This is a genomic window from Lentzea fradiae, assembly GCF_900100955.1.
In the GTDB taxonomy this organism is placed as follows: domain Bacteria; phylum Actinomycetota; class Actinomycetes; order Mycobacteriales; family Pseudonocardiaceae; genus Lentzea; species Lentzea fradiae.
Window position 1 is genome coordinate 118,579 of sequence record NZ_FNCC01000013.1, and the last position, 23,497, is coordinate 142,075.

Annotated in this window: 22 protein-coding genes; 12 read left to right on the forward strand and 10 right to left on the reverse strand. The window is 69.7% G+C overall.

Annotated features, from left to right (window positions below):
• Positions 1–198 precede the first annotated feature (198 nt).
• Positions 199–2,823, reverse strand: coding sequence for a DNA polymerase I (gene polA / locus BLT23_RS29010; RefSeq protein WP_245744314.1), 2,625 nt, complete (start codon positions 2,821–2,823; stop codon positions 199–201).
• 154 nt (positions 2,824–2,977) lie between these two features.
• On the opposite strand from polA, the gene BLT23_RS29015 reads away from it, so the two are divergent.
• Positions 2,978–3,337 (forward strand): hotdog fold thioesterase, encoded by a 360-nt coding sequence (locus tag BLT23_RS29015; RefSeq protein ID WP_090054560.1) that lies wholly within the window; start codon positions 2,978–2,980, stop codon positions 3,335–3,337.
• Positions 3,338–3,437: 100 nt separating this feature from the next.
• Positions 3,438–3,716, forward strand: a complete 279-nt coding sequence (locus BLT23_RS29020) for a hypothetical protein (RefSeq protein WP_143036081.1) — start codon at positions 3,438–3,440, stop codon at positions 3,714–3,716.
• Between the two features lie 54 nt (positions 3,717–3,770).
• Here the strand turns inward: BLT23_RS29020 and BLT23_RS29025 are convergent, their stop codons facing one another.
• The 5 genes from BLT23_RS29025 to BLT23_RS29045 all read right to left on the reverse strand — a co-directional run bounded on the left by BLT23_RS29025 (position 3,771) and on the right by BLT23_RS29045 (position 9,218).
• Positions 3,771–4,487 (reverse strand): ABC transporter ATP-binding protein, encoded by a 717-nt coding sequence (locus tag BLT23_RS29025; RefSeq protein WP_090054565.1) that lies wholly within the window; start codon positions 4,485–4,487, stop codon positions 3,771–3,773.
• Positions 4,484–5,293: an ABC transporter ATP-binding protein gene (locus tag BLT23_RS29030; RefSeq protein WP_090054568.1), complete on the reverse strand. Its 810-nt coding sequence runs from the start codon at positions 5,291–5,293 to the stop codon at positions 4,484–4,486. The genes BLT23_RS29025 and BLT23_RS29030 overlap by 4 nt, the downstream gene beginning before the upstream one ends.
• Complete coding sequence (locus BLT23_RS29035; RefSeq protein WP_090054571.1) at positions 5,290–7,002, reverse strand: branched-chain amino acid ABC transporter permease; 1,713 nt, start codon at positions 7,000–7,002, stop codon at positions 5,290–5,292. Before BLT23_RS29035 ends, BLT23_RS29030 begins: the two co-directional genes overlap by 4 nt.
• A complete protein-coding gene (locus BLT23_RS29040) occupies positions 6,999–7,913 on the reverse strand; it encodes a branched-chain amino acid ABC transporter permease (protein WP_090054574.1) in 915 nt (304 codons plus the stop codon). The genes BLT23_RS29035 and BLT23_RS29040 overlap by 4 nt, the downstream gene beginning before the upstream one ends.
• A 78-nt stretch (positions 7,914–7,991) precedes the next feature.
• On the reverse strand, positions 7,992–9,218 hold the full coding sequence (locus BLT23_RS29045) for a branched-chain amino acid ABC transporter substrate-binding protein (RefSeq protein WP_245744291.1): 1,227 nt from the start codon (positions 9,216–9,218) through the stop codon (positions 7,992–7,994).
• Positions 9,219–9,692: 474 nt separating this feature from the next.
• Between BLT23_RS29045 and BLT23_RS29050 the strand changes: the two genes are divergently transcribed.
• Positions 9,693–11,078, forward strand: coding sequence for a hypothetical protein (locus BLT23_RS29050; RefSeq protein WP_090054580.1), 1,386 nt, complete (start codon positions 9,693–9,695; stop codon positions 11,076–11,078).
• Here the strand turns inward: BLT23_RS29050 and BLT23_RS29055 are convergent.
• Both BLT23_RS29055 and BLT23_RS29060 read right to left on the reverse strand, forming a co-directional pair.
• Entirely contained in the window at positions 11,059–11,670 is a 612-nt protein-coding gene (locus tag BLT23_RS29055) for an ANTAR domain-containing response regulator (RefSeq protein WP_090054583.1), read from the reverse strand. The two genes, BLT23_RS29050 and BLT23_RS29055, sit on opposite strands and share 20 nt — an antisense overlap.
• 42 nt (positions 11,671–11,712) lie before the next feature.
• A complete protein-coding gene (locus BLT23_RS29060) occupies positions 11,713–12,531 on the reverse strand; it encodes a hypothetical protein (RefSeq protein ID WP_090054586.1) in 819 nt (272 codons plus the stop codon).
• A gap of 280 nt (positions 12,532–12,811) precedes the next feature.
• Here BLT23_RS29060 and BLT23_RS29065 point away from each other — a divergent pair, with 280 nt between their 5' ends.
• The gene (locus tag BLT23_RS29065) at positions 12,812–14,398 is read left to right on the forward strand and encodes a thiamine pyrophosphate-binding protein (RefSeq protein WP_090054589.1); all 1,587 of its coding nucleotides are present in this window, start codon (positions 12,812–12,814) and stop codon (positions 14,396–14,398) included.
• 45 nt (positions 14,399–14,443) lie between these two features.
• Positions 14,444–14,929, forward strand: a complete 486-nt coding sequence (locus BLT23_RS29070; RefSeq protein ID WP_090054592.1) for a DinB family protein — start codon at positions 14,444–14,446, stop codon at positions 14,927–14,929.
• 4 nt (positions 14,930–14,933) lie between these two features.
• Here the strand turns inward: BLT23_RS29070 and BLT23_RS29075 are convergent, their stop codons facing one another.
• Together BLT23_RS29075 and BLT23_RS29080 are read right to left on the reverse strand one after the other, a co-directional pair.
• Positions 14,934–15,665 carry a HEAT repeat domain-containing protein gene (locus tag BLT23_RS29075; RefSeq protein ID WP_090054594.1) on the reverse strand — a complete coding sequence of 244 codons (732 nt, stop codon included), beginning with the start codon at positions 15,663–15,665 and terminating at the stop codon, positions 14,934–14,936.
• A gap of 7 nt (positions 15,666–15,672) precedes the next feature.
• A complete protein-coding gene (locus tag BLT23_RS29080; protein ID WP_090054597.1) occupies positions 15,673–16,590 on the reverse strand; it encodes a LysR family transcriptional regulator in 918 nt (305 codons plus the stop codon).
• 83 nt (positions 16,591–16,673) lie between these two features.
• On the opposite strand from BLT23_RS29080, the gene BLT23_RS29085 reads away from it, so the two are divergent.
• From BLT23_RS29085 to BLT23_RS41015, 7 genes are all read left to right on the forward strand, one after another.
• Positions 16,674–18,158 (forward strand): aldehyde dehydrogenase family protein, encoded by a 1,485-nt coding sequence (locus tag BLT23_RS29085; protein WP_090054599.1) that lies wholly within the window; start codon positions 16,674–16,676, stop codon positions 18,156–18,158.
• A 43-nt stretch (positions 18,159–18,201) separates the two neighbouring features.
• Complete coding sequence (locus tag BLT23_RS29090) at positions 18,202–19,299, forward strand: NAD(P)/FAD-dependent oxidoreductase (RefSeq protein WP_218133935.1); 1,098 nt, start codon at positions 18,202–18,204, stop codon at positions 19,297–19,299.
• Positions 19,300–19,307: 8 nt separating this feature from the next.
• A complete protein-coding gene (locus tag BLT23_RS29095) occupies positions 19,308–20,426 on the forward strand; it encodes a Glu/Leu/Phe/Val family dehydrogenase (protein WP_090054602.1) in 1,119 nt (372 codons plus the stop codon).
• Positions 20,423–20,560, forward strand: coding sequence for a hypothetical protein (locus BLT23_RS41010; protein WP_176946967.1), 138 nt, complete (start codon positions 20,423–20,425; stop codon positions 20,558–20,560). The genes BLT23_RS29095 and BLT23_RS41010 overlap by 4 nt, the downstream gene beginning before the upstream one ends.
• On the forward strand, positions 20,557–21,642 hold the full coding sequence (locus BLT23_RS29100) for a CaiB/BaiF CoA transferase family protein (RefSeq protein ID WP_090054605.1): 1,086 nt from the start codon (positions 20,557–20,559) through the stop codon (positions 21,640–21,642). The genes BLT23_RS41010 and BLT23_RS29100 overlap by 4 nt, the downstream gene beginning before the upstream one ends.
• A gap of 1 nt (position 21,643) precedes the next feature.
• Complete coding sequence (locus BLT23_RS29105) at positions 21,644–22,804, forward strand: acyl-CoA dehydrogenase family protein (protein WP_090054609.1); 1,161 nt, start codon at positions 21,644–21,646, stop codon at positions 22,802–22,804.
• A 104-nt stretch (positions 22,805–22,908) separates the two neighbouring features.
• The gene (locus BLT23_RS41015) at positions 22,909–23,451 is read left to right on the forward strand and encodes a TetR/AcrR family transcriptional regulator (protein WP_176946968.1); all 543 of its coding nucleotides are present in this window, start codon (positions 22,909–22,911) and stop codon (positions 23,449–23,451) included.
• Positions 23,452–23,497 lie beyond the last annotated feature (46 nt).

The window sequence follows — 23,497 nt, forward strand, 5'->3', positions numbered from 1 at the left end:
CAAGACCATCTCGCCTGGGCGCAGTCGCAACCCTCGGGTCATGCCGCACCGCCAGCCTGGCGGTGCCCGCCCGGCTGCTTTTCCACAAGCGCCGCCTGCCGTGGCACGACCTTCCCGCACTGCCTGCCGGCACGGCCTCTTCCCCACGCTGCCCGCCAGGGCGCCGCATCTCCGGCCGCGCCCCTCAGGCGGTGCGGGTCAGTGCGCCGCGTCGTCCCACGAGCGGCCGACGCCGACCGAGACCTCCAGCGGCACCCGCAGCTCGTAGGCGTGGCCCATCTGGTCGCGCACGAGCGCCTCGACGGCCTCGCGCTCCCCCTCGGCGACCTCCAGCACCAGTTCGTCGTGCACCTGCAGCAGCATCCGCGACCGCAGGCCGGACGACTCCAGCGCGCGGAACACGCCCAGCATGGCCACCTTGATGATGTCGGCCGCGCTGCCCTGGATCGGCGCGTTGAGCGCCATGCGCTCGGCCATCTCGCGGCGCTGGCGGTTGTCGGAGGTGAGGTCCGGCAGGTAGCGGCGGCGACCGAGGACGGTCTCGGTGTAGCCGTCCTTGCGGGCCTTCTCGACGATCTCGTTGAGGTAGTCGCGCACGCCGCCGAAGCGGGAGAAGTACGCCTCCATCTGCTCGCGGGCCTCTTCGGTCGGGATGCGCAGCTGCTGCGACAGGCCGAACACCGACAGGCCGTAGGCGAGGCCGTACGACATCGCCTTGATGCGGCGGCGCATCTCGCCCGTCACCTCGGAGGTGGGGATCGAGAACGCCTGCGAGGCCACGTAGGTGTGCAGGTCCTCGCCGCTGTTGAACGCCGCGATCAGGCCCTCGTCGCCGGACAGCGTGGCCATGATCCGCATCTCGATCTGGCTGTAGTCCGCGGTCATCAGCTCCGCGTAGCCGTCGCCGACGACGAACGCCTGCCGGATGCGGCGGCCCTCGTCCGTGCGGATCGGGATGTTCTGCAGGTTCGGGTCCGTCGAGGACAGCCGGCCGGTGGCGGCGATGGTCTGGTGGAACGTCGTGTGGATGCGGCCGTCGTCGGCCACCGACTTCAGCAGGCCGTCCACAGTGGACTTCAGCCGCGTGACGTCGCGGTGCGAGAGCAGGTGCTGCAGGAACGGGTGCTCGGTCTGCTCGAACAGGTTCTGCAGCGCGTCCGCGTCCGTGGTGTAGCCGGTCTTGGTCTTCTTCGTCTTCGGCATCTTCAGCTCGTCGAAGAGGACCGCCTGCAGCTGCTTCGGGCTGCCGAGGTTGATCTCCTTGCCGATGACGGAGTACGCGTCCTGCGCCGCCTGCTTCACGCCCGCCGCGAAGTGCGCCTCCAGCTCCGAGAGGTGCTCGACGTCGATCGCGATGCCGACGGCCTCGACGTCGTCGAGGACGTTCATCAGCGGCAGCTCGAGGTTCACGAGCAGGTCGGCGCCGCCGATGGTGACGAGCTCGGCGTCCAGGCGGTCGGCGAGCTCGGCCACGGCACGGGCGCGCAGGATCGCGCTCGTGGCGACCTTCTGCGCCTCCTCCGACTCGTCGGAGAGCAGCGACAGCTGGCCGTCGCCGGACTCCTCCGCGCGCAGCTCGCGCTTGAGGTAGCGCAGCGCCAGGTCGTCGAGCGCGAACGACCGCTGGCCGGGCCGCACCAGGTAGGCGGCGAGCGCCGTGTCGGAGGTGAGGCCGCGCAGCTTCCACCCGCGCGCCCGCACGCGGCGCAGCGGCAGCTTCAGGTCGTGGCCCGCCTTGGCGACGCTCTCGTCGGCCAGCCACGCGGCGAGCGCCTGCTCGTCGGCCTCGTTCAGCTCGGTGACGGAGACGTAGCCGCCCTCGCCGTCGGCCGTGCAGAGCGCGACGCCCTCCAGGTCGGTGGTGATGCGCAGCGCCACGCCGACGCGGGCCCCGCGGGCGTGCTCGTCGAGCCACTTCGCGAGCGTGCCGGCCGGGATCGCGCCGCCGGAGACCTCGAAGCCCTCCTCGGCCTCGGGCTCCGCCGTCGTGAGCGTCTGGAAGAGACGGTCGCGCAGGACGCGGAACTCCAGCTCGTCGAACAGCGCGTGCACGGCGTCGCGGTCCCACTGCTGGGACTCCAGCTCGCTGATCGTGTACGGCAGCTCGACGTCCTTGACCAGCTCGGTGAGCTGGCGGTTCATGATGATGTTCGCCAGGTTGCCGCGCAGCGCCTCGCCGACCTTGCCCGGCACCTCGTCGACGCGGTCGACCAGCTCGTTGAGCCCGCCGAACTGGTTGAGCAGCTTGATGATCGTCTTCGGGCCCACGCCCGGCGTGTTCGGCAGGTTGTCCGACGAGTCGCCGCGCACCGCCGCGTAGTCGGCGTACTGGTCGGGCCGCACACCGTGCTTCTCCTCGACGTACGCCGGGGTGAACCGCCCCATCTCCGAGACGCCCTTGACCGGGTACAGCACCGTGACCTGGTCGTTGACCAGCTGGAACGCGTCGCGGTCGCCGGTGACGATCTCCACCTCGAAGCCCTGCGCCACGGCCTGCGTGGTCAGCGTCGCGATGACGTCGTCCGCCTCGTAGTTCTCCTTCTCCATCGTGGGGATGCGGAGGGTGGCGAGCACGTCCTTGATCAGGGAGACCTGGCTGCGGAACTCGTCCGGCGTCTTCGAGCGGCCCGCCTTGTACTCGGCGTACTGCTCGGACCGGAACGTCTTGCGGGACACGTCGAACGCCACCGCGACGTGCGTGGGCTTCTCGTCGCGCAGGATGTTGATCAACATGGACGTGAAGCCGTACACGGCGTTCGTGACCTGGCCCGTCTTCGTCACGAAGTTCTCGGCGGGCAGGGCGTAGAACGCGCGGTAGGCCATCGAGTGACCGTCGATGAGCAGGAGCCGCTTCACGTCTGAGGGAGTCACGAGCCCGAGTCTAGGGTGGGGGTCTGACAGTTTTGCTTGAGCCCTTGGAGCCCGCGTGACCCCCGACCTGCCCACCGAGTACGCCGACGAGCAGCTGCACGCCCGCATGGGCATCGAAATCACCCGATGGGATGTGCAGGAGATGGTCGGCACCATGCCGGTCAAGGGCAACCGCCAGCCGTTCGGGTTGCTGCACGGCGGCGCGAACGCGGTGCTCGCCGAGCAGCTGGGCTCGCTCGGCTCCGCGATGCACGCCGCGAAGTTCGGCTCCATCGCGGTCGGGCTCGAGCTGAGCTGCACCCACCACCGAGCCGCCCGCGAGGGCCTCGTCACCGGCGTCGCGCGGCCGATCCACCTCGGCCGCAGCACGGCGACGTACGAGATCGTGGTGACCGACGAGGACGGCAGGCGCACCTGCACCGCCCGCCTCACCTGCATCATCCGTCCCCAGGCTCCCGGGGCCTGACGGTTGCGGTGAACCCCACCGCGGTCTTGCGGTAAACCCCACCCCTGCTGTGCGGTGAACCCCGCTGTGCGACCGGGGTCAGCCGGGCAGGCTCGACCGCATGACCTGGCTGACAGCAACAGTCCTGTGCGGCGCGGTGGTGGTGGTGATGGTGGTCGCGCTGGCGGCGGCCCCGGACGCCGCGACCGCCCACCCGGCCCGCGGCGACCTCCTCGACGCCGTCCGGGCGTCCACGATGGACACCCACCGGCTCGTCGTCCACCCTGGCGACCACGCCGTGGACGCGAGGCGCGGCACCTGTCGCGCCGTCGACGCGCGAGGCAGGCCGGTCACCGCCGGTACCCTGCCCCGCGGACCGGCCCCGTTCGAGGGCACGTGAACGAGAAGCGGGGCGGAGGACAAGTCCTCCGCCCCGCTTCCCCGAACGCCTACCTCAGTGGACCTCGCCCAGGTACGCGTCGCGCACCCGCTGGTCGGCCAGGAGCGAGTGCCCCGGGCCGTCGAGGGTGGTCCTGCCGAGGTCGATCACGTAGCCGTGGTCGGACAACGCCAGCGCCGCGAGGGCGTTCTGCTCGACGAGCAGGATGGTGGTGCCCAGCGACTGCAGCTCCTTGATGGTGTCGAAGATCTTCTGCGTCATGATCGGCGAGAGACCCATCGAGGGCTCGTCGAGCATCAGCAGACGGGGCTTCGACATCATCGCGCGGCCGATGGCGAGCATCTGCTGCTCACCACCGGAGAAGAGCCCGGCCTTGTTGTGCCGCCGCTCCCCCAGCACGGGGAACAGCTCGTAGACCCGGTCCATGTCGGCCTGCACGCCGTCGTCCTTGCGGACGTACGCGCCGAGCTGCAGGTTCTCCTCCACGGTCATCCGCGGGAAGAGCCGACGGCCCTCCGGGGAGTGCGAGATGCCCATGCCGAGGATGGCGTGGGCGGGCTCCGCGTGGATGGGCTTGCCCTGGAACAGGATCTCGCCCGACGCGGGACGCAGCAGCCCCGAGATGGTGCGCAGGGTCGTCGTCTTGCCCGCACCGTTCGAGCCGATCAGCGACACGATCTGGCCGGCCTCGACGGTGAACGAGATGTCCCGGACGGCCTCGATCGCGCCGTAGGCGACCGAGAGGTTGCGGACTTCGAGCAGCGGGCTCATGCCTGCTCTCCCTTCGCGGCCTCGACGTCGTGCTGGACTTCCTCCGGCGGCTTGCCGAGGTACGCCTCGACCACCCGCGGATCCGCCCGCACGACCGCGGGGCTGCCCTCGACGAGCAGTTCGCCCTGCACGAGCACGGAGACCGAGTCGCACAGCCCGAAGATGAACTTGATGTCGTGCTCGATGACGACGACGGACACACCCGTCTCGCGGATGCGGAAGATCAGCTGCTGCGTCGCTTCCGTCTCCTGCGGGTTCATGCCCGCGGTGGGCTCGTCCAGCAGCAGCACCGCCGGGTCCGTCGCCAACGCGCGCGCGATCTCCAGACGGCGCTGGTCGCCGTACGGGAGGTTGCGCGAGAGCTCGTCGTCGACACCGTTGAGGCCGACGAACGCGAGCAGCTCCCGCGACCGCTCCCGCGCCGCCTTCTCACCGCGCTGGTAGGCCGGGCCGTGGAACAGCGAGGCCAGCGGGCCCTGCTTCATCCGCACGTGCCGGCCCACCATGACGTTCTCCAGCACGGTCATGCTGGGGAACAGGCGGATGTTCTGGAACGTGCGGGCCACGCCCGCGTCCGTCACCTTCGCCGGGTCACCGGGCAGGACGTTGCCCTTGAGCAGCACCTGGCCCGTGGTCGGCGTGTACAGACCCGTCAGGCAGTTGAAGAACGTCGTCTTCCCCGCGCCGTTCGGGCCGATCAGGCCGACGATCTTGCCTTCCTCGAGCGTCAGGGTGACGCCCTTCAACGCCTTGAGGCCACCGAAGACCATCGAGACGTCACGCGCCTCCAGAACAGGCGTGCTCATGCCTTCCTCGCCTCCACGTGCGCCTCTTCGGCGTTCTCATCGGCCTTCTCGGCCATCTCGGCGCGCCGGTGCGCGTCGGGGATGAGGCCGACCGGCCGGAACCGCATGATCAGGATCAACGCGAGGCCGAAGATCATGAGGCGGTACTCCTCGAAGTCGCGCAGCTTCTCGGGCAGCACGAACAGCAGCGAGGCACCGAGGACGGCACCGGGGATCGAGCCCATGCCGCCGAGGATGACCGCCGCGAGGAGCGTGATCGACTCGAGGAACTTGAACGACTCGTACGAGACGGTGCCGTTCTTGTGCGCGAACACCGCGCCCGCGAGACCCGCGAGCATGGCGCCGATGAGGAACGCGAGGATCTTCATCTTGCCGGTGCGGATGCCCATCGCGCGGGCGGCGTCCTCGTCCTCCCGGATCGCGATCCAGGCACGGCCGATGCGGCTGAACTTGAGGTTCGCGAACACCGCCATCGTGGCCGCGACGAGCAGCACGATGAGGATGTAGTAGAGAACACCTCCCGGGAGCTTCACCGGGCCGATCGTGATCGAGCGGTTGAACTCCGCCCCGAACAGCGACAGCGCCGGGATGCCGGGGATGGCGTTGGAGCCGTTGGTGAAGCCACCGATGTCGTTCTGCGCGGAGCGGGTGAAGATCTCACCGAACGCCAGCGTCACGATCGCGAGGTAGTCACCGCGGACCCGCAGCGTCGGCGAGCCGACGATCGCGCCGAAGATGCCGGCGACGACGGCCGCGATCGCCGCGGCGACCGGGAACGGCAGGGAGAAGCCGAAGTACGCCGTGGCCGCGCCGGAGAAGTTCGCCGCGACGAGGGCGCCGATGCCCATGAACGCGACGTAGCCGAGGTCGAGCAGACCCGCGAGGCCGACGACGATGTTCAGGCCGATCGCGGTGGCGGCGTAGATGCCGATGTTCGCCGCGACCGTCATCCAGTACTCGTTGCCCGCGTCGGTGAACGGCAGCAGCAACGCGCACGCCGCCAGCACGATGACGCTGAACACGCGGTGCTCCTCGGACAGAGCCGAGATCCACCGCACGAGGCCGACACCGCTGAGAGCGGCGAGCACGCCACCCGCGAACCCGAGGAACGACAGGAAGATCGCACCCGCGTACGGGTTCGAGGCACCGACGCCACCGGTGGTCAGCATCGCGGCGACGGCGTAGAGCACCCCGCCGAACGCCACCAGCAGCACCAGGTAGGCGACCGGGGTCGAGACCTTGAACTTCCAGTCCGCCACCGGCTCGATGCCGATGCCGTAGCTCGCGAGGATCACGAGCACACCGGCGACGACGCCGACGACACCACCGAACGCGACCTCACCGTCGAGGGCGGTGATGGCACCGAGGCCGCCACCCTTGATCGTGATGTAGAGCGCGTTGATGAACGACACGGCCAGGGTGCCCCAGCCGAGCGCCCGGAGGACCCGGCCACGCGACGGGGTCGGCGCCAGGGCCGCGACCAGGATGAACACGCCGAACAGCAGCATGTGCCACCGGAAGCCGGTGACGAGGAACGGAGCGTCGAAGAACTGCAGCGTCGACTTGTCCGGCCAGTTGCCGTCGTTGAGGCTGAACGTGACCCAGGGCAGCAGGGCGGCGACGACGGCGAGGACACCACCGGCGATCGCGAGCGGCTTGCCGAGGGGTGCGAGCGCTGAGCGCTTCTCCGAAATGGCGACCGTGCTCATGCGCGCACCCTTTCCGGCTCACCGAACAGACCCTGCGGGCGGAAGACGAGCACGAGGATCAGCACCACGAAGATCCAGACGTAGTCGTACTGGGTGCCACCCGGCATGTACTGACCGGACAGGGTCTTGATCAGACCGATGATGAACGCGCCGACGACAGCGCCGCGGATGCTGCCGACACCGCCCAGCACGGCCGCCGTGAAGGCGAAGATGCCGTTCTGGAAGCCCATGTCGATGTTGATGTTGTTCAGGTAACCGCCGAACATGACGCCCGCGACGCCCGCGAGCACGGCGCCGAAGACGAACGTCAGGACGATGACGCGGTCGGGGTTGACGCCCATCAGCTTCGCGGTGTCGGGGTCCTGCGCGGTGGCGCGCATCGCCCGGCCCATCCGCGACTTGTTGATGTAGGTCTGCAGGATGATCGACAGACCGACGGACAGCACGATGAGCAGGACGCCCGTCCACGGGATGTTGACCGCGCCGAGGGACAGGTTCCCTTCCGGGAAGACCTTCGGGTAGGGCAGGTTCGAGGTGGCGTCCGGGTACCAGACGCGCACGGCCTCCTGCAGGAACACCGACACGCCGAGCGCGGTGATCAGCGGGGCCAGCCGGGACGAGCCGCGCAGCGGCCGGTAGGCGAAGCGTTCCATGACCACGGCCACCAGGACCGCGACCGCGATGCCGCCGACGAACATGAGCGGCAGTGCCACGGCGGGCGTCTTCTTGAGGTCGTCAGGAAGAAGCGTGAACGTGGCGAGACCTCCGTACGAGGCCACCATGAAGACCTCGCCGTGGGCAAAGTTGATCAGCTGGATGATGCCGTACACCATCGTGTAACCAAGGGCGATCAGGGCGATCAACGCGCCCTGGATCACGCCGTTGGCCAGCTGTTGGAGCAGGACTGACACGACTACCTCCGTAGACGGCGGGGGCGAGCAAACAACGCCCGCCCCCGCCGTGGCTTCAATCAGTGATCGGGTAGCCGATCAGCCGGTGAACTCGCCGGTCTGAACGTCCTTCCAGGCACTCGAGGTGACCTGGTACACGGTGAGCACCTTGTTGGTGCTGTCGCCGTACTCGTCGAACTTGACCTCGCCGGTGGCGCCGGAGGCGCTGTAGGCGGCGACGTTGGTCAGCATGGCCTCACGCTTCGACTCGTCCCAGGCACCGCCCTCGACGGTCTTGGCCAGCGCGCCGATGATCACGTTCGCGGAGTCGTAGGAGAACGCACCGTAGGCCGCGTAGTCCTCCTTGCCGAACTTCGCCTTGTAAGCCTCGACGAACGACTTGGCCGTGGCCAGCGACTCGGTCGGGGCGCCGACGGAGGTGGCGAGGTCGCCCTCCTTGCCGCCGAGCTCGACGAACTTGCCGTCGAAGATGCCGTCGCCACCCATCAGCGGGACGTCGAGACCGGCGTCCTTCATCTGCTTGGACAGCGGGCCGGCGACGGGGTACTCACCGCCGTAGTAGACGGCCTCCGGGTTGAGGCCCTTGATCTTGGCGATGACACCGGAGAAGTCGGTGTCCTTCTCGCCGACCTTCTCGGCGCCGACGATCTCGCCGCCCTTCTTGGTGACCTGCTTCTGCAGCTCGGCCGCCAGACCCTCACCGTAGGTCTTGCCGTCGGTGATGATCGCGATCTTCTTCTTGCCGGCCTTCTCGACGAGGTAGTTGGCCGCGAACGGGCCCTGCAGGTCGTCGGTGGTGCAGACGCGGAAGTAGTTGTCGTACTGGCGCTTCGGGGCCGTCTGGAACTCGGCGCCCCTGGTCAGCGTCGGGCTGGTGTTCGCGGGCGACACCTGGACGATCTTCTTTTCCTGCAGGATCGGCTGCACCGTCTGGGCCACCGACGAGTTCAGCGTGCCGACGACACCGACGACGTTCGGGTCGGTCGACAGCTTGGTGGCGGCCTGGGCGCCCTTCGCGGGGTTGGCCTCGTCGTCCTGGGCCGACACGGTCAGCTTGTAGCCCGGGACCGTGCACTTCTTGTTGGCCTCGTCCACGGCGAGCTCGGCGGACTGCTTGATGCCGAGGCCGAGCGCGGACAGGTTGCCGGACAGCGGAGCGACAACACCGACGGTCAGAGTGCCCTTCGACGTGTCGCAGCTGCCCCCGTTGTTGCCGCCGGCTTCATCCTTGTTCGAGCCACAGGCTGCAAGAACCAGCAGCGCTGACCCGACAATCGCTGCGGACTTCACAGAGTGCTTACGCACGTGATGTCCCTCCTCTATCCCTGCTCCCGGCGACGCGAGTTCTCCGCGCACCGCTCCATCACCCTCTCCTGAGGGATGGCCGGAACCTAGGGGATGACTGTGACTCCAGTCATCAAGGCCGGAGGGCTCGTGACCATAACGCAACTCGGCGTTATGTTTTGTTTAAGGAATGTCACATACGGTAACTTCAGTTCACTCTTTGGACGGCTGTCATAACGTGCACGTATGACTCCCCGTCGTCGGCTCATCGCACTTCTGTGCATTGCCGCAGGGCTCACAGCGGCCGTCCTGGTGCTGCGACAGCCCGCCGAGTCGCCCCGAAATCCCAGCTCAGAGGCCGTTCGACTGCGGCCGTACGCCGCCGATTTCATCACATTGCCGTCTCAATCGGTTCACCCGGATTCGCCGTCAGCCGCATGGAGCAATGACGGACGTGTCCAATGGACACCCGTCGACGGCGCGGCCGGGTACGAGGTGGACGGCAGGCTCGTCGCGTCGTCCGAGGTCACGGGCTCGGGAAGGGCCCAGGTGCGGACGGTCGACGCCTTCGGGCGGCGTTCCGCTCCTGTGGAGGCCGAAGAACGTCCCGACGACAACTCGTGGAGACGTGCGTACGCCGGAGGTCTCGACGAGTTCGACGACCGGTTCCTGGAGCGGCGCTACCACCTCAGCGCACGCCGGGGATGCGTGAACCCCTATGCCGGGAATGGCCGGCTCGTGGTGGACATGCCGTGTGGCGACGACACGGCGGTGCTGCGCTCGCGGACGCTCCTGCGGCTGTCCGGCGCCGACGAGCTGGGCCGCGTCGCCGTGGTGACGGATGCCGCCGGACCGCGCGGCCGCCTCGTCATCGACCTCGTGCCGGGAAGTCCTGACCGCACCGGGCCCGTTCCCCCTGCCGAAGCGGTTCGCGTGGTGGTGGACGACTCGGTGGCGCCCGGAACACGGGGCGCGGGCGTTCTGCACCGGTTCGAGGTGGTGCTGACACGTACCGGTGGGCGCGTTCTGCAGGACGGCGTGCACATAGCCGCACTCCCTGCCGTGCCTTCGTGGCGTGAGGCGAGCGTGCTTGTCGGCGTGACGCCGCCTCCCAGCTACCCCGGACGGGTGGAGATCGACGCCATCGGCATCACCAGCTCGGTTCCGCCCGCGGAGGAGGTCGTGGAGACGCAAATCGTGGCGGGGACGCTGCGGGTGTTGGAGCCTGACGAGGACGCGCCCGGCATCGGCACAGCGCGCGCACCACTGCGTGGGGCTTCGTCGGCACGATTACGCGCGACGGTGCGCATAGGCGATGGCGGTGACCCGAACGGCCTCGTCGCGCAGTTGGGCACGGCACGGGTGCCGTTGCGGCCGGCCGTCAGCGGGTGGTCCGGCGCCGAGGACAGCGAGCTGACCGTCACCGGTGACCTGCCCGCCGACCTGCTCGGCGCGGACGGCCCCGCCACGATGACCCCGTTCGTGTTGCGCATGCCGGGCGCGTCGCAGGCCCAGGTGCTGGAGAGCTATCTGGAGGTGCCGGGCCGGTCGGCGGTGGAGCTGGCGGACGCGCCGCGGGAACCGGCGCCCGTGCTGCCCGTGCTGACCGCTGAGTTCGCTCGTGTGACACCGAACGACGTGACCCTGGTGGTCACCCTCGACGCCGCTTTCGCGCGCACAGTGGCGCCTCTGGCGGGTTTTGAGGTGTACGTCGACAGCGGCCACGCCGCGACGGTGCCGATGCCCGGCGGGGTCGGGGGCAGGCACGAGATCGGGCTCGCGCTGGCAGGCCGCCACAACGTCGAAGTCCGCCTGCGCCCCGAGGACCCGGGGCGGCAGACGGACTCCGTGTGGCTCGAGCTCAGCCGAAGTTCTCGATGACGGCTTCCGCGACGGCCTTCATCGTCGTGCGGCGGTCCATGGCGGTGCGCTGCACCCACCGGAACGCCTCCGGCTCCGACAGCCCCTGCTTGGTCATGAGCACGCCCTTGGCGCGTTCCACGACCTTGCGCGTCTCGAGGCGCTCGGTGAGGCCCGCGACCTCCTGCTCCAGTGCGGCCAGCTCGGTGAACCGGCTGATCGCCAGCTCGATCGCGGGCACCAGGTCCCGCTTGGCGAACGGCTTGACCAGGTAGGCCATCGCACCGGCGTCACGGGCGCGTTCGACCAGGTCGCGCTGGCTGAACGCGGTGAGGATCACGACCGGCGCGATGCGGTTGCCCGCGATGTGCTGCGCTGCCTCGATCCCGTCGACCTTGGGCATCTTGACGTCCAGGATCACGAGGTCGGGGTTCAGCTCGGACGCGAGCTTGATGGCCTCTTCACCATCAGCGGCCTCGCCCGCCACGTCGTAGCCCTCCTCGCGGAGCATCTCCACGAGGTCGAGGCGGATCAGCGCCTCGTCCTCGGCGACGAGCACGCGGGGGGCCTTGCGCGTGGCTTCGGCTTGGGCCTCGGCAGCCTGCTGGGTCACCGGGGTCCTCCTGACAGTCGTTCCGGCGTGCGAAAGGGCAGTCTACCGGCGGTCAGGCCGCTGATCAGGCCCGGCGGCCGTGACGGCAGACACGAACTCCTCCGGCCACGGGTAGCTCCGCAGTCCCTCGTCCACGTCCTCGGCGGGCGGGTCGAGGCGGCGGAGCGCGACCTCGGCGGTCGTGCCGAAGACCTCGTGCCCGAGCCGCTCCCGGATCTCCGCCTCGGCGGGACCACCCGCCCACTCGACGAACCAGGTGTCCCCCATCGGCAGTGCTCGCAGCCAGCTCGCGTCATGCCACAGGTGTACCCGGCGCAGCAGCGCGCTCCCAGTGGCCGCTTCCGCGATCTCGTCGGCGGTGCCGCCGCCGTCGGTGTACGCGACACCGCGGAACTCGTGCATCCAGCGCATGTACCGCATACCGGCGTCCCACGCCCGCTCGTCGACCCCGACGAGGACGACAGCGGCGTCACCGGTGGTCAGCTCGGACGACCGCCGGTACTGGCGGTGACGCAGCCCGGCGATGCCCATGCCGAAGCCGTCCTCTGTGCGCGGCAGCAGCTCGAACAGCAGCGGCCCGAGCGCACGGGCGGCCAAGTGCAGCTTGACGACCTCACCCGGTTCGACCGCGCGGAAGACGTGGCAGGGCCTGATGATGCTCGCGGGCGGCATGAGCTGGAGCACGCTGGCGGCGGTGCACGCCGCGAGCAGCACCCTGGCTTCGAGCCGGCGCTGCGCCTCGGTGGCCGCACCGGGCAGCGGCTCCCCGGAGCGGACGGCCGGAACCGCCTGGGACAGGTTCTCGCCGGTGTAGCGGCGCCGCAGATCGGCGAGCTGGTCCGTGGTGGACAGACGTGCCATGACAGCAGTCCTCGTTTCCGCCGCCCGGCTCGGCACGACAAGGACGCAGTGCACGCGTCTCGGTGGTCGGTTCGCTTCAGTGAGCAGGAGTTGCTGAACACCGCGGCGGAGAACGCCGCTCAACGCCGGGGAGCGGCTCCAGCCTCACGTCTGCTCGGACGCCGCTGACCACGGTACCGGACGCCGGTAGCGCTCGGGAGAAGTACGTCGCATGAGGCTGAGCGCCAGAACCACTGCGTGTTCGTTGCCCGGCCGGTAAGCAGCCCTTAGCGTCGAGCCCATGCCGAACGGTGCCGGGTGCCTGCTGGACGTACTGGCCGCGCACGACGTCGAGGTGGTGTTCGGCCTGCCCGGCGTGCACAACCTCGCCGTCTGGGAGGCGCTGCGCGAGCACCCCGGCATCCGCATGATCGGCGTGCGGCACGAGCAGACGGCGGTCTACGCGGCGGACGGCTACGCACGGGCGACGGGCCGTCTCGGCGTGGCGATCGTGACCACCGGGCCCGGCGCGGCGAACACGCTCGGCGCGACCGGTGAGGCGTGGGCATCGGGCAGCCCCGTCCTCGTGGTCGCCACGGACATCCCGTTTACGCTCCGGCGCCCAGGAGTGCACCGGGGCGTGCTGCACGAAACACGCGACCAGAGGGCCCTGTTCGGGCCGGTCACCAAGGCGTCGTTCGACGTTCCGTCGGCTCCGGAGCTGGGCGCGTACGTCGACCAGGCCGTTCGGCAGGCTCTGCGCAGCCCGCACGGACCCGTCTACCTCGGCGTGCCGACGGATTTCCTCTCCGCCGAGGTGCCACGCCACCTGCCCGAGGAGGCCGAGCCGCTCCCACCCGTGCCCGACCTGGCCGACGCCGAAGAGCTGATCGCCAGGTCGGTGCGGCCGGTGATCTGGGCAGGAGGAGGCGCCGCACGATCAGGAGCCGGTGCGGCGGTGGGCGACCTGGCGGCGAAGCTGCGCGCACCGGTCCTCACCACCTACGGCGCGCGTGGCCTGTGCGACAGCCCGTTCGTCGTGCGAGGCCCGGTGCACACGCCGCCCGCCGGGAGGCTGTGGGACGAGGCCGACCTGGTGATCGCCATCGGCACGGACTTCGACGGCATGATGACGCAGAACTGGTTGCAGCCCAGGCCCTCCGCGCTGCTGGCCGTCAACGTCGACCGGGACGACGCGACGAAGAACTACCCCGCCGACGTGGTCGTCGAAGGTGACGCGGCGTCGGTCACCGCGGCTCTGGCGGCGGCCGTGACCGAGAAGAAAGCGGTGTTCGACGTCGAGGCGGTCAACGCCGACGTGCGGGCGTTCGCCGAGGCGGACTCCCCCGAAGCCGTGCGGTTCCTCGACGCCCTCGCCGGCACCGACGCCACGATCGTCGCCGACATGTGCATCCCCGGCTACTGGGTCGGCGGCTTCCACCACGTCACCAGGGAACGCGGTCTCGCGTACCCGGTCGGCTGGGGCACGCTCGGTTTCGGCTTTCCCGCGGCGATCGGCGCGGCGGTCGCAAACCGGACGATCGCGGTCGTCGGTGACGGCGGTTTCCTGTTCGCGTGCGGGGACCTGGCGACGCTGCGGCAGGAGAACCTGCCGGTGACGATCGTCCTCGTCGACGACGGCGGCTACGGCATGCTCCGCTACGACCAGCGGATCGCCGGGCACGCCCACACGGGCGTCGACCTCACCCGGCCCGACTTCGCGAAGCTGGCGGAGAGCTTCGGCGTCCCCGCGGTGACCCTGAAGGGCTTCGACGGCCTCCGGGAGGCCCTCGCGGACACCACCGGGCCCGCCATGATCGTGGTCGAGGCGAACCTGGACCCGCCGATCACCACCTCACCCCGCTGGTACCGCAAGAGCAGCGCCTGATCAGGTCCAGCGTCCGCCACCGCCGACGACTGGCAGACTCACCCGGTGACCCGTTCCTGGCCCGCCAAGACAGCCTCCGACGAAAGCGTCCTCGCCTGGGAGTTCCTGGACTTCCTGCGCAAGACCGCCGTGCTGAAGGTCGAAGGGCTGACGCGGGACCAGGCCGCGGCGGCCCCCATCGCCACCTCGCCGAGGCTGACGGCTCTGGGCGTGCTCAAGCACCTCGTCGCGGTCGAGCGGTACTGGCTGTGCATCGCGGGCGCGGGCCTCGAACTGCCGTCCCTGTGGAAAGGCGACCCGGACCCGTCGTGGGACCTCGCCGGCAGCGACACCCCGGAGTCGGTGATCCAGGCGTACCGCGACGAGTGGGCCAACGCCGAGGCGCTCCGGCGGCGGCACCCGGACGACACCGCCGCGGACGGCGAGCGCACCGTGCGGTGGATCCTGGCGCACGTGACCCAGGAGACGGCACGGCACGCCGGCCACCTCGACCTGCTCCGCGAGCTCGCGGACGGCCAGACGGGCGAATGACCCGTCAGACCTCACCCGGCCATAACGGCGTGAGCGGCGCGACGACACCGTCGAGCGCGTTGTCCACGATCGCACCGGCCAGCGGCATCAACGTGGCCCGCGACCACACCAGGTGGTCGCGAAGAGCCGGAACCGCCAGTGCGGCGGCGGCCTGCTCGACGACCTCCTGACGTTCGTGGTGCAGGCACCGCAGCAACGCCTCCGCCGCGCCACCGACCTGGACTCCCGACCCCGCCAGCCGCCGGACCGCTTCGGCGGCCGCGACGCGCACCTGCCACTTCGCGTCCCGCAGGCGGCCGGTGACCGGCGGCACCGCGGCCGGGTCGGCGGTGTCGCCCAGCGCCGTCACCGCCCCCTGACGCCGGCAGGCCAGCCAGTGCGTCACGTCCGGGACGATGTGCTCGACCGGCTTCGCCCGGCGCAGCCTGGTGATGCCGTAGAGCCACACCCACGGGCCGCGGTACACCTCCTGGCCGAGCCACTGGCGGACCGGGCCGCCGGTCTCGGCGTAGAAGTGCCGCAACGCGAACCCCGGATCGCGGTCCGGGTCGCGTTCGGCGAGCACCCGGCAGAGCAGCGGACGCAACGGTCCCGCGTCGTCGAGGGTCCCGAGGATGATCTCGTCCACCCCCTGCTCCGTGTTCTCGACCAGGTTCCTGATGTGGCTGAGGTGCTCCGGTATGCCCCAGTAGCCCCCCGCCCCGGCCAACACGCTGTAACCACTACGTTCCCCCATGTAGCCATCATGGCGGACTTACATGATCGCCTACAGTCCTTTCACACACCTGCAGGAGAGCATTCACCGCATCGCACAACAACGGATTCGTGTTCGCGGTGCGGTGGACGACGTGCACGTGCCGACGCAACGGCTTGTGCCTCAACGGCATCGCATGCGTGCCGGGCAACGCCTTGTACCCGAGAGCCGGCACCAACGCCACGCCGACACCCGCCGCCACGAGCGACTGCACGACCTCGTAGTCGTTGCTCCGAAAGGCGATCTTGGGCGCGAACCCCGCCGCCGCGCACAACCGGGTGAGGCAGGTGGCCCCGGACGTGCCGTCGCGCGAGGCGATCCACCGCTCGTCCCTGAGGTCCTCCAGCCTGACGTTGCTCTTCGCGGCCGGGTGGCCGGACGGCACCATGACCAGGAGCGTCTCGTCCAGCAACGGCACGACCGTCAGCTCCTCCGGCCACGTCCTCGGCACGAGGTCGTAGGCGTAGACGAGCGCCAGGTCGAGCTCACCGGTCAGCACGAGCGGCAGCACGTCGTCCGGCTCGGCCTCGTCCAGCCGGATCTCCGCGTCCGGCAGGTCCCGCGTCAGCCGCGCCAGCGCCTTCGGCACCACCCGCGCGCTGGCCGTGGGGAACGTGCCGATCCGCAGCCGCCCCCGCAGCCCCTGCACCATCGCCTTGACCTCGTGCTCGAAGCCGTCGAACGCCGCGAGCAGCTCAGCACCCCGGTCGGCGATCATCAGCGCCGCGCTCGCCGGCCTGACCGAGTGCGCCTCGCGTTCGAAGAGCGTCACGCCGACCGCCCGCTCGAACGCCGAGATCTGCTGCGACACGGCCGACGACGTGTACCCGAGCCGCCGAGCCGCCGCAGCGAACGACCCCGTCTTCACGACCTCGACGAGGGTGCGGAGATGAACCGGGTTCAGCACCAGAACAGCTTATGCTCGACTCGGCCAGGTTTCAGTCTGCGACCTCTGGCGCGACCCGGCGGGCACGCGCCAGGGTGGGACGCATGCCCTACGTCTCCACGAACCCGGCGAACACCTCTGACGTGGTCACCGAGATCGAGCTCGGGACCAGCCGCACCTTCGTCGAAGCAGCCCGGCGGGCGAAGGCGGCACAGCGCGCGTGGGCACGCGTACCCGCCCCCGTGCGCGGACAGGTCATCGGCAACATCGGCAGGCTCGTCGAGGCGAACTTCGAACCGCTCGCCCAGCTCGTGACCCGCGAGATCGGCAAGCCGATCGCCGAGGCCCGCGGCGAGGTCCGCGAGATCGTCGACACCTGCGACTTCTTCGTCGGCGAGGGCAGGCGCCTCTACGGGCACACCGTCCCGTCCGAGATGCCCGACAAGCAGCTCTTCACCTTCCGCACCCCGGTCGGCGCGGCGGCCATCATCACCGCCGGCAACTTCCCGGTCGCCGTGCCGTCGTGGTACATCGTGCCCGCGCTGCTGTGCGGCAACTCGGTCGTGTGGAAGCCCGCCGAGTACTCCGCCGCGTCGGCCCGCGCCTTCTACGACGTGTTCCAGGCGGCGGGCATCCCGGCCGGGGTGTTCGAGATCGTCTTCGCCGAGGGCTCGGAGACGTTCGACGGCCTGGAGCAGTCGCTGCGGGAGGGACTCGTCGACAAGGTCGGCTTCACCGGCTCCAGCGAGGTCGGTGTGCGGATCGGCGAGCTGTGCGGACGCCACCTCCAGACGCCGTGCCTGGAGCTCGGCGGCAAGAACCCGATGGTCGTCACCGAGGACGCCGACCTGGACCTGGCCGTGCAGGGCGCGTTGTTCGCCGGCTTCGGCTCCGCGGGCCAGCGCTGCACCTCGCTCGGCACGGCGATCGTGCACGAGTCGGTGCACGACGAGTTCCTGACCCGGTTCGTCGAGGCCGTGTCCACCGCCACCGTGGGCGACCCGACCGGTGATGTCCTCTATGGACCGTTGCTGGACGAGAAGTTCGCCCTGGCGTACGAGAAGTACCTCGGCTGGATCGGCGAGCACCACACGGTGCACGGCCCGACCGGCCGCATCACGGACTCCAGCCCGCGCAACGGCTTCACTGGTGAGAACGGCTTCTTCTACCACCCCGCAATCGTTTCCGGTGTTCGTGCCGACGACGAGCTGTTCCTCCAGGAGACGTTCGGCCCGATCGTCGGCGTCATGAGGTACTCGGACCTGGACGAGGCGATCGAGCTGGGCAACCGGCCGGGGTACGGCCTGTCGTGCTCGATCTACACCACGGACCCGGACAAGGCTTTCCGGTTCCGCGCCGGCATCTCGGCCGGGATGGTGAGCGTCAACAACTCGACGTCCGGGGCCGAGGCGCACCTGCCGTTCGGCGGCAACGGCAAGAGCGGCAACGGCTCCCGGCAGTCGGGCGTGTGGGTGCTCGACCAGTTCACCCGCTGGCAGTCCATGAACTGGGACTACTCGGGGACGCTGCAGAAAGCGCAGATGGACACTCTCGCGATCGAGGCGGACCTTGACTTCCGGCTGGCCTGAGCTGCCCGGTCAGGCCGAGGTCGTCGTCATCGGCGGCGGGGTGATGGGATCGTCCATCGCCTTTCACCTCGCCGAGGCAGGCGTCCGCGATGTCGTGGTCGTCGAGAAGGACGAGCTGGGCTCCGGCTCCACCTGCAAAGCCGCGGGTGGGGTGCGCGCCCAGTTCTCCGACGAGCTGAACATCAGGCTCGGGGCTCGGTCGCTCGAGTTGTTCCGGCGCTTTCCGCAACGGCCCGGGCAGGAGATCGATCTGCACCAGGTCGGCTACCTGTTCCTCCTCTCTTCCGACGACGACGTGACGGCGTTCGAGCGCAACGTCGACCTCCAGAACTCCCTCGGAGTGCCGAGCCGCATGGTGACGGCCGAGGAAGCACGACGGATGTCTCCGTTGATCGAGACGGACGGCCTGCTCGCGGCGGCCTTCTCCCCTGACGACGGACACTGCACTCCTGAGTCCGTCGTCCTGGGTTATGCCACCGCGGCCCGCCGGTTCGGTGCCCGTTTCTGCACCAGAACTGCCGTGCGATCGATAGTAGGGACGGGGTCCGACAGTTTTCGCGTGGAAACCGGCCGAGGCTCGGTCTCGACGCCGACGGTGGTCTGCGCGGCGGGCGCCTGGTCCCGGGAGATCGGCGCGATGGTGGGCGTTGACCTGCCGGTTTCTCCCTTGCGGCGGCAGGTGATGTTCACCGAACCCCTGCCGGAGCTACACGATCAGGTGACACCGTTCACCATCGACTTCGACAGCACCTTCTACTTCCACCGCGAGGGCCCGGGACTGCTGTTCGGCATGTCCGACCCGGACGAGACACCGGGCTTCAAGCTGGACGTGTCCGACGCGTGGCTGCCGCGGCTCACCGAGGCGATCGGGCGGCGGGCGCCGAGGCTGCTCGACGTCGGCGTCCGCACCGGCTGGGCCGGGCTGTACGAGGTGACGCCGGACCACAACGCGCTGATCGGCTCGGCCGGGAGGTTCTTCTACGCCACCGGGTTCTCCGGGCACGGCTTCCTGCAGGGCCCGGCCGTCGGCGAGGTCGTCCGCGACCTCGTGCTCGGCCGCGAGCCCTTCGTCGACGTGTCCGCGTTGGACGCTTCCCGCTTCGCCGCCGGCCAGGCGCGGCCCGAACTCAACTGCGTGTGAGGACGACGATGGACGTTCTTGAGCTCATGGACGAGTGGGGGCCCGAGAAGGTCGTCTGCGTGTCCGACCGGCGCACGGGCATGAAAGGCGTGCTCGTCATCGACAACACCGCGCGTGGCATGGGCAAGGGCGGCACGCGGATGAGCCCGCACGTGTCCGTCGCGGAGATCGCCCGGCTCGCGCGCGTCATGACGTGGAAGTGGGCGGCGGTCGACCTGTTCTTCGGCGGCGCCAAGGCGGGCATCGTCTTCGACCCCTCCTCACCGGACAAGGAGCAGGCGCTGAGAGCGTTCGCGCGCAAGCTCTCCAACGAGGTGCCGCGCGAGTACGTGCTGGGCCTCGACGTGGGCCTCACCGAGCGGGACGCCGCGATCGTCCAGGACGAACTGTCGGACCGCGGCGCTATGATGGGCGCACCGGCTCAACTCGGCGGTCTTCCGTACGACGAGCTGGGCGTCACCGGGTTCGGCGTGGCCGAGGTGGCGGACGAACTGGCGGGGCTGCGGGGCAGACGCGTGGCCGTCCAGGGTTTCGGAGCGGTTGGTGCCGCGGCGGTGAAGCGGTTCGCCGAACTGGGTGCCGTCGTCGTCGCCGTGTCGTCGGTGCACGGGGCGTTGGTGGATCCAGGCGGCTTGGACGTCGCACGGCTTCTGGCTTTGCGGGGCGAGTTCGGCGACCTCGCGGTGCGGGAGTACGGCGGCGTGCGCGAGCTCGGTGCCGAGCTCCGCGTGCCGTGCGACGTGCTGGTGCCGGCGGCGCTGCAGGACGTCATCGACGCGGATCTGGCGGGCGAGCTCGACACCGCACTGGTGGTCGAGGGTGCGAACCTGCCCACTTCCGTTGCGGCGCAGGAGGTTCTGGCGCGACGTGGCATCACGGTCGTGCCGGACTTCATCGCGAACGCCGGCGGCGTGATCGCGGCGGCGTTCGGGATGGACGCGCGGTACTCGGCGTTCCCGGTGGACCCCGCGACGGTGCTGGACGCCGTGTCCTCGAAGCTGAGGGCGAACGCGGCGAATGTCGTCACCACGGCGAAAAACCGTGGTACGACAACGCATGTGGCCGCGCGCGACATGGCGCAGGAACGCGTCCTGACCGCGATGAAGCTGCGGGGGCGGGTGGCATGAGCGCGTCCGGAGCGGTGGTCTCCTGCCTCGGCCAGGTGCCGGGCACGGCGGTGCTCGGCGGCTCGCGGGCCGGACCGAGGACGAGCACAGCGCACGAGCCCACCCCGACGAAGCCGTGGAGGCGGATCGCATGAGCTCCCTCGAAGGCGTCGTGATCGCGGACTTCAGCCGCGTGCTGGCGGCGCCGTACGCGACGATGGTGCTGGGCGACCTCGGCGCCGAGGTCGTGAAGGTCGAGCAGCCCGGCAAGGGTGACGAGACCCGCACGTGGGGTCCGCCGCACCACGGGGACGAGGCGACGTACTTCCTGGCGGTCAACAGGAACAAGACGTCGGTGCAGATCGACCTGTCCACCGAGGCCGGCCGGGAGCGGGCGCGCGAGCTGATCGCGCGTGCGGACGTCGTGGTCGAGAACTTCAAGCCGGGCACGATGAGGAAGTTCGGGCTCGACTACGAGTCGCTGGGCCGGGACGACCTCGTCTACTGCTCGATCTCGGGCTTCGGCTCCGGCAAGGGCGCGGACCTGACCGGCTACGACCTGCTGGTGCAGGCCGTGGGCGGGTTGATGAGCGTGACCGGGCCCGGCCCGTACGAACCGGTGAAGACCGGTGTGGCGCTGGTCGACGTCCTCACGGGACTGCACGCGTGCGTGGGCATCCTGGCGGCGTTGCGGCACCGGGAGGCGACCGGGCAGGGGCAGCTCGTCGAGCTGGACCTGCTGACGGTGCTGCTGTCCAGCATGGTGAACCAGAGCGCGGGCTTCACCCTGGCGGGCGCGGTGCCGAAGCCGATGGGCAACCGGCACCCGTCGATCGCGCCGTACGAGGTGTTCCCGACGGCCGACCAGCCGATCGTGCTCGCCGTGGGCAACGACCGGCAGTTCCGGCGGTTGTGCTCGGTGCTGGACGTGCCGGAGCTGGCGACGGACCCGCGGTTCGTCACGAACTCCGACCGGGTCGAGAACGTGGACCAGCTGTTCGAGGTCCTCTCGGCGCGGCTGCGGACGCGCCCGGCACAGCACTGGTTCGAGACGCTGACGCCCCTGGGTGTGCCGTGCGGGCCGGTCAACGACATCGCGCACGCGTTCGCGCTGGCCGAGTCGCTGGACCTCGCCCCGACCGCGACGATCGAGGACCTGACCCTGGTCGCCAACCCCATCCGCCTGTCGCGCACGCCGGTCACCTACCGGCTGCGCCCGCCGAAGCTGGAGCCGTGACGTGCAGGACCCGTTGCAGTTGCTGGACATCCCGTCGCTGCTGAGCGACGAGGAACGCGACATCCAGGCCACCGTGGCGGCGTTCCTCGCCGAGCACGTCCGGCCGCACGTGGCGTCGTGGTTCGAGGAGGGCGTGCTGCCGCGCGAGCTGGCCCGCGAGCTGGGCAAGCTCGGGGTGCTGGGCATGCACCTCGAGGGCTACGGCTGCGCGGGGACGTCCGCGCTGGCGTACGGGCTCGCCTGCCTGGAGCTGGAGGCCGTGGACAGCGGCATCCGCAGCTTCGTGTCGGTGCAGGGATCGCTGTCGATGTTCTCGATCTGGAAGTACGGGTCGGAGGAGCAGAAGCAGGAGTGGCTGCCGCGGCTCGCCGCCGGTGAGGCGATCGGCTGCTTCGGGCTGACCGAACCGGACTTCGGCTCCAACCCGTCGGGCATGCGCACGCGGGCCGTGCGCAACGGCGCCGACTGGGTGCTCGACGGCACCAAGATGTGGATCACCAACGGCGGGCTGGCGGACGTGGCGACCGTGTGGGCGCGGACCGAGGAAGGAATTCGAGGATTCCTCGTTCCCCGGGGCACCCCGGGATTTTCCACGCGGGACATCAAGAACAAGCTCTCAATGCGAGCTTCCGTCACATCCGAGTTGGTCCTGGAGGGAGTGCGGCTGCCGGAAAGCGCGCGTTTGCCGCTCGCGACTTCCCTCCGCGCGCCTCTTTCGTGCCTGAACGAGGCGCGGTTCGGGATCGTGTTCGGGGCCGTCGGGGCGGCGCGGGATTGCGTGCAGGCGGCACTCGGCTACGCCGGCACGCGCGTCCAGTTCGACCGGCCCATCGCCGGTTTCCAGCTGACGCAGCGCAAGCTCGCCGCCATGTCCGTGCAGGTCAACAACGCCATGCTGCTGGCGTTGCACCTCGCGCGGCTCAAGGAGGCCGGCACGCTGAAACCGGAGCAGATCAGCGTCGGCAAGTACAACAACGTCGAGGCGGCCATCGCGATCGCGCGGGAAAGCCGCACGATCCTCGGGGCCAACGGCATCTCGTCGGAGTACTCGCCGCTGCGTCACGCGAACAACCTGGAATCCGTGCTGACCTACGAGGGGACTTCCGACATCCATTTGCTATCCATCGGCCACGCGTTGACCGGAATCGCCGCGTTCCGCTGATCGTTCGTCTTATCCTGCACCTCGCACTGGGGGATCGCGGGTGGGAGGACGTTCTGCCGGAGGAGACAAGCAGCCGCAGTGACGCGCGCCGGAACCGCAAGCGATTGCTGGATGCCGCGACGCACGTCCTGCGGGCTGAACCAGCAACGGCGACGATGCAGTCGATCGCCCGCAAGGCGTCACTTTCGCAGGCGACGGCGTATCGGCACTTCCCGTCCGTGGACGCGCTCGTGACGGCCTACCACGAGGACGTCATAGCGTCGTTGGCCGAGCACGGCGAACGATCCCGCAAGACCGGCAAAGAGCTGTTCGAGCACCAGGTCACGCGCTGGGTGCAACTGCAGGACGTGCACGGGCCGGTGATCGTGCGGTTCTGGTCGCAGCGCGGTTTCCTGGAACGGCTGCAGGCCGCGGACACCATGACCACGCTGTCGTGCGGCGCCTGGGACCGCGCACTGCGCGGGGTGCTGGACGACTTGGCGCTGCCCGACACGCTGCTGAACGTCGCACGGTTCCTGCACAACTCGTTGTTCGACCCGCGCGAGATCATGGACCTCACGAAGGCCGCCGGACTCCCTGACGACCAGGTGGTCCGGCGGCTCTCCGACGCGTTCTACGGCGCGCTCACGGGCTGGGCCGTCCGCTAGTGGTGCGTCACGAGGCGTCCTGCTGAGCTTGGATAACGCCGCCGAC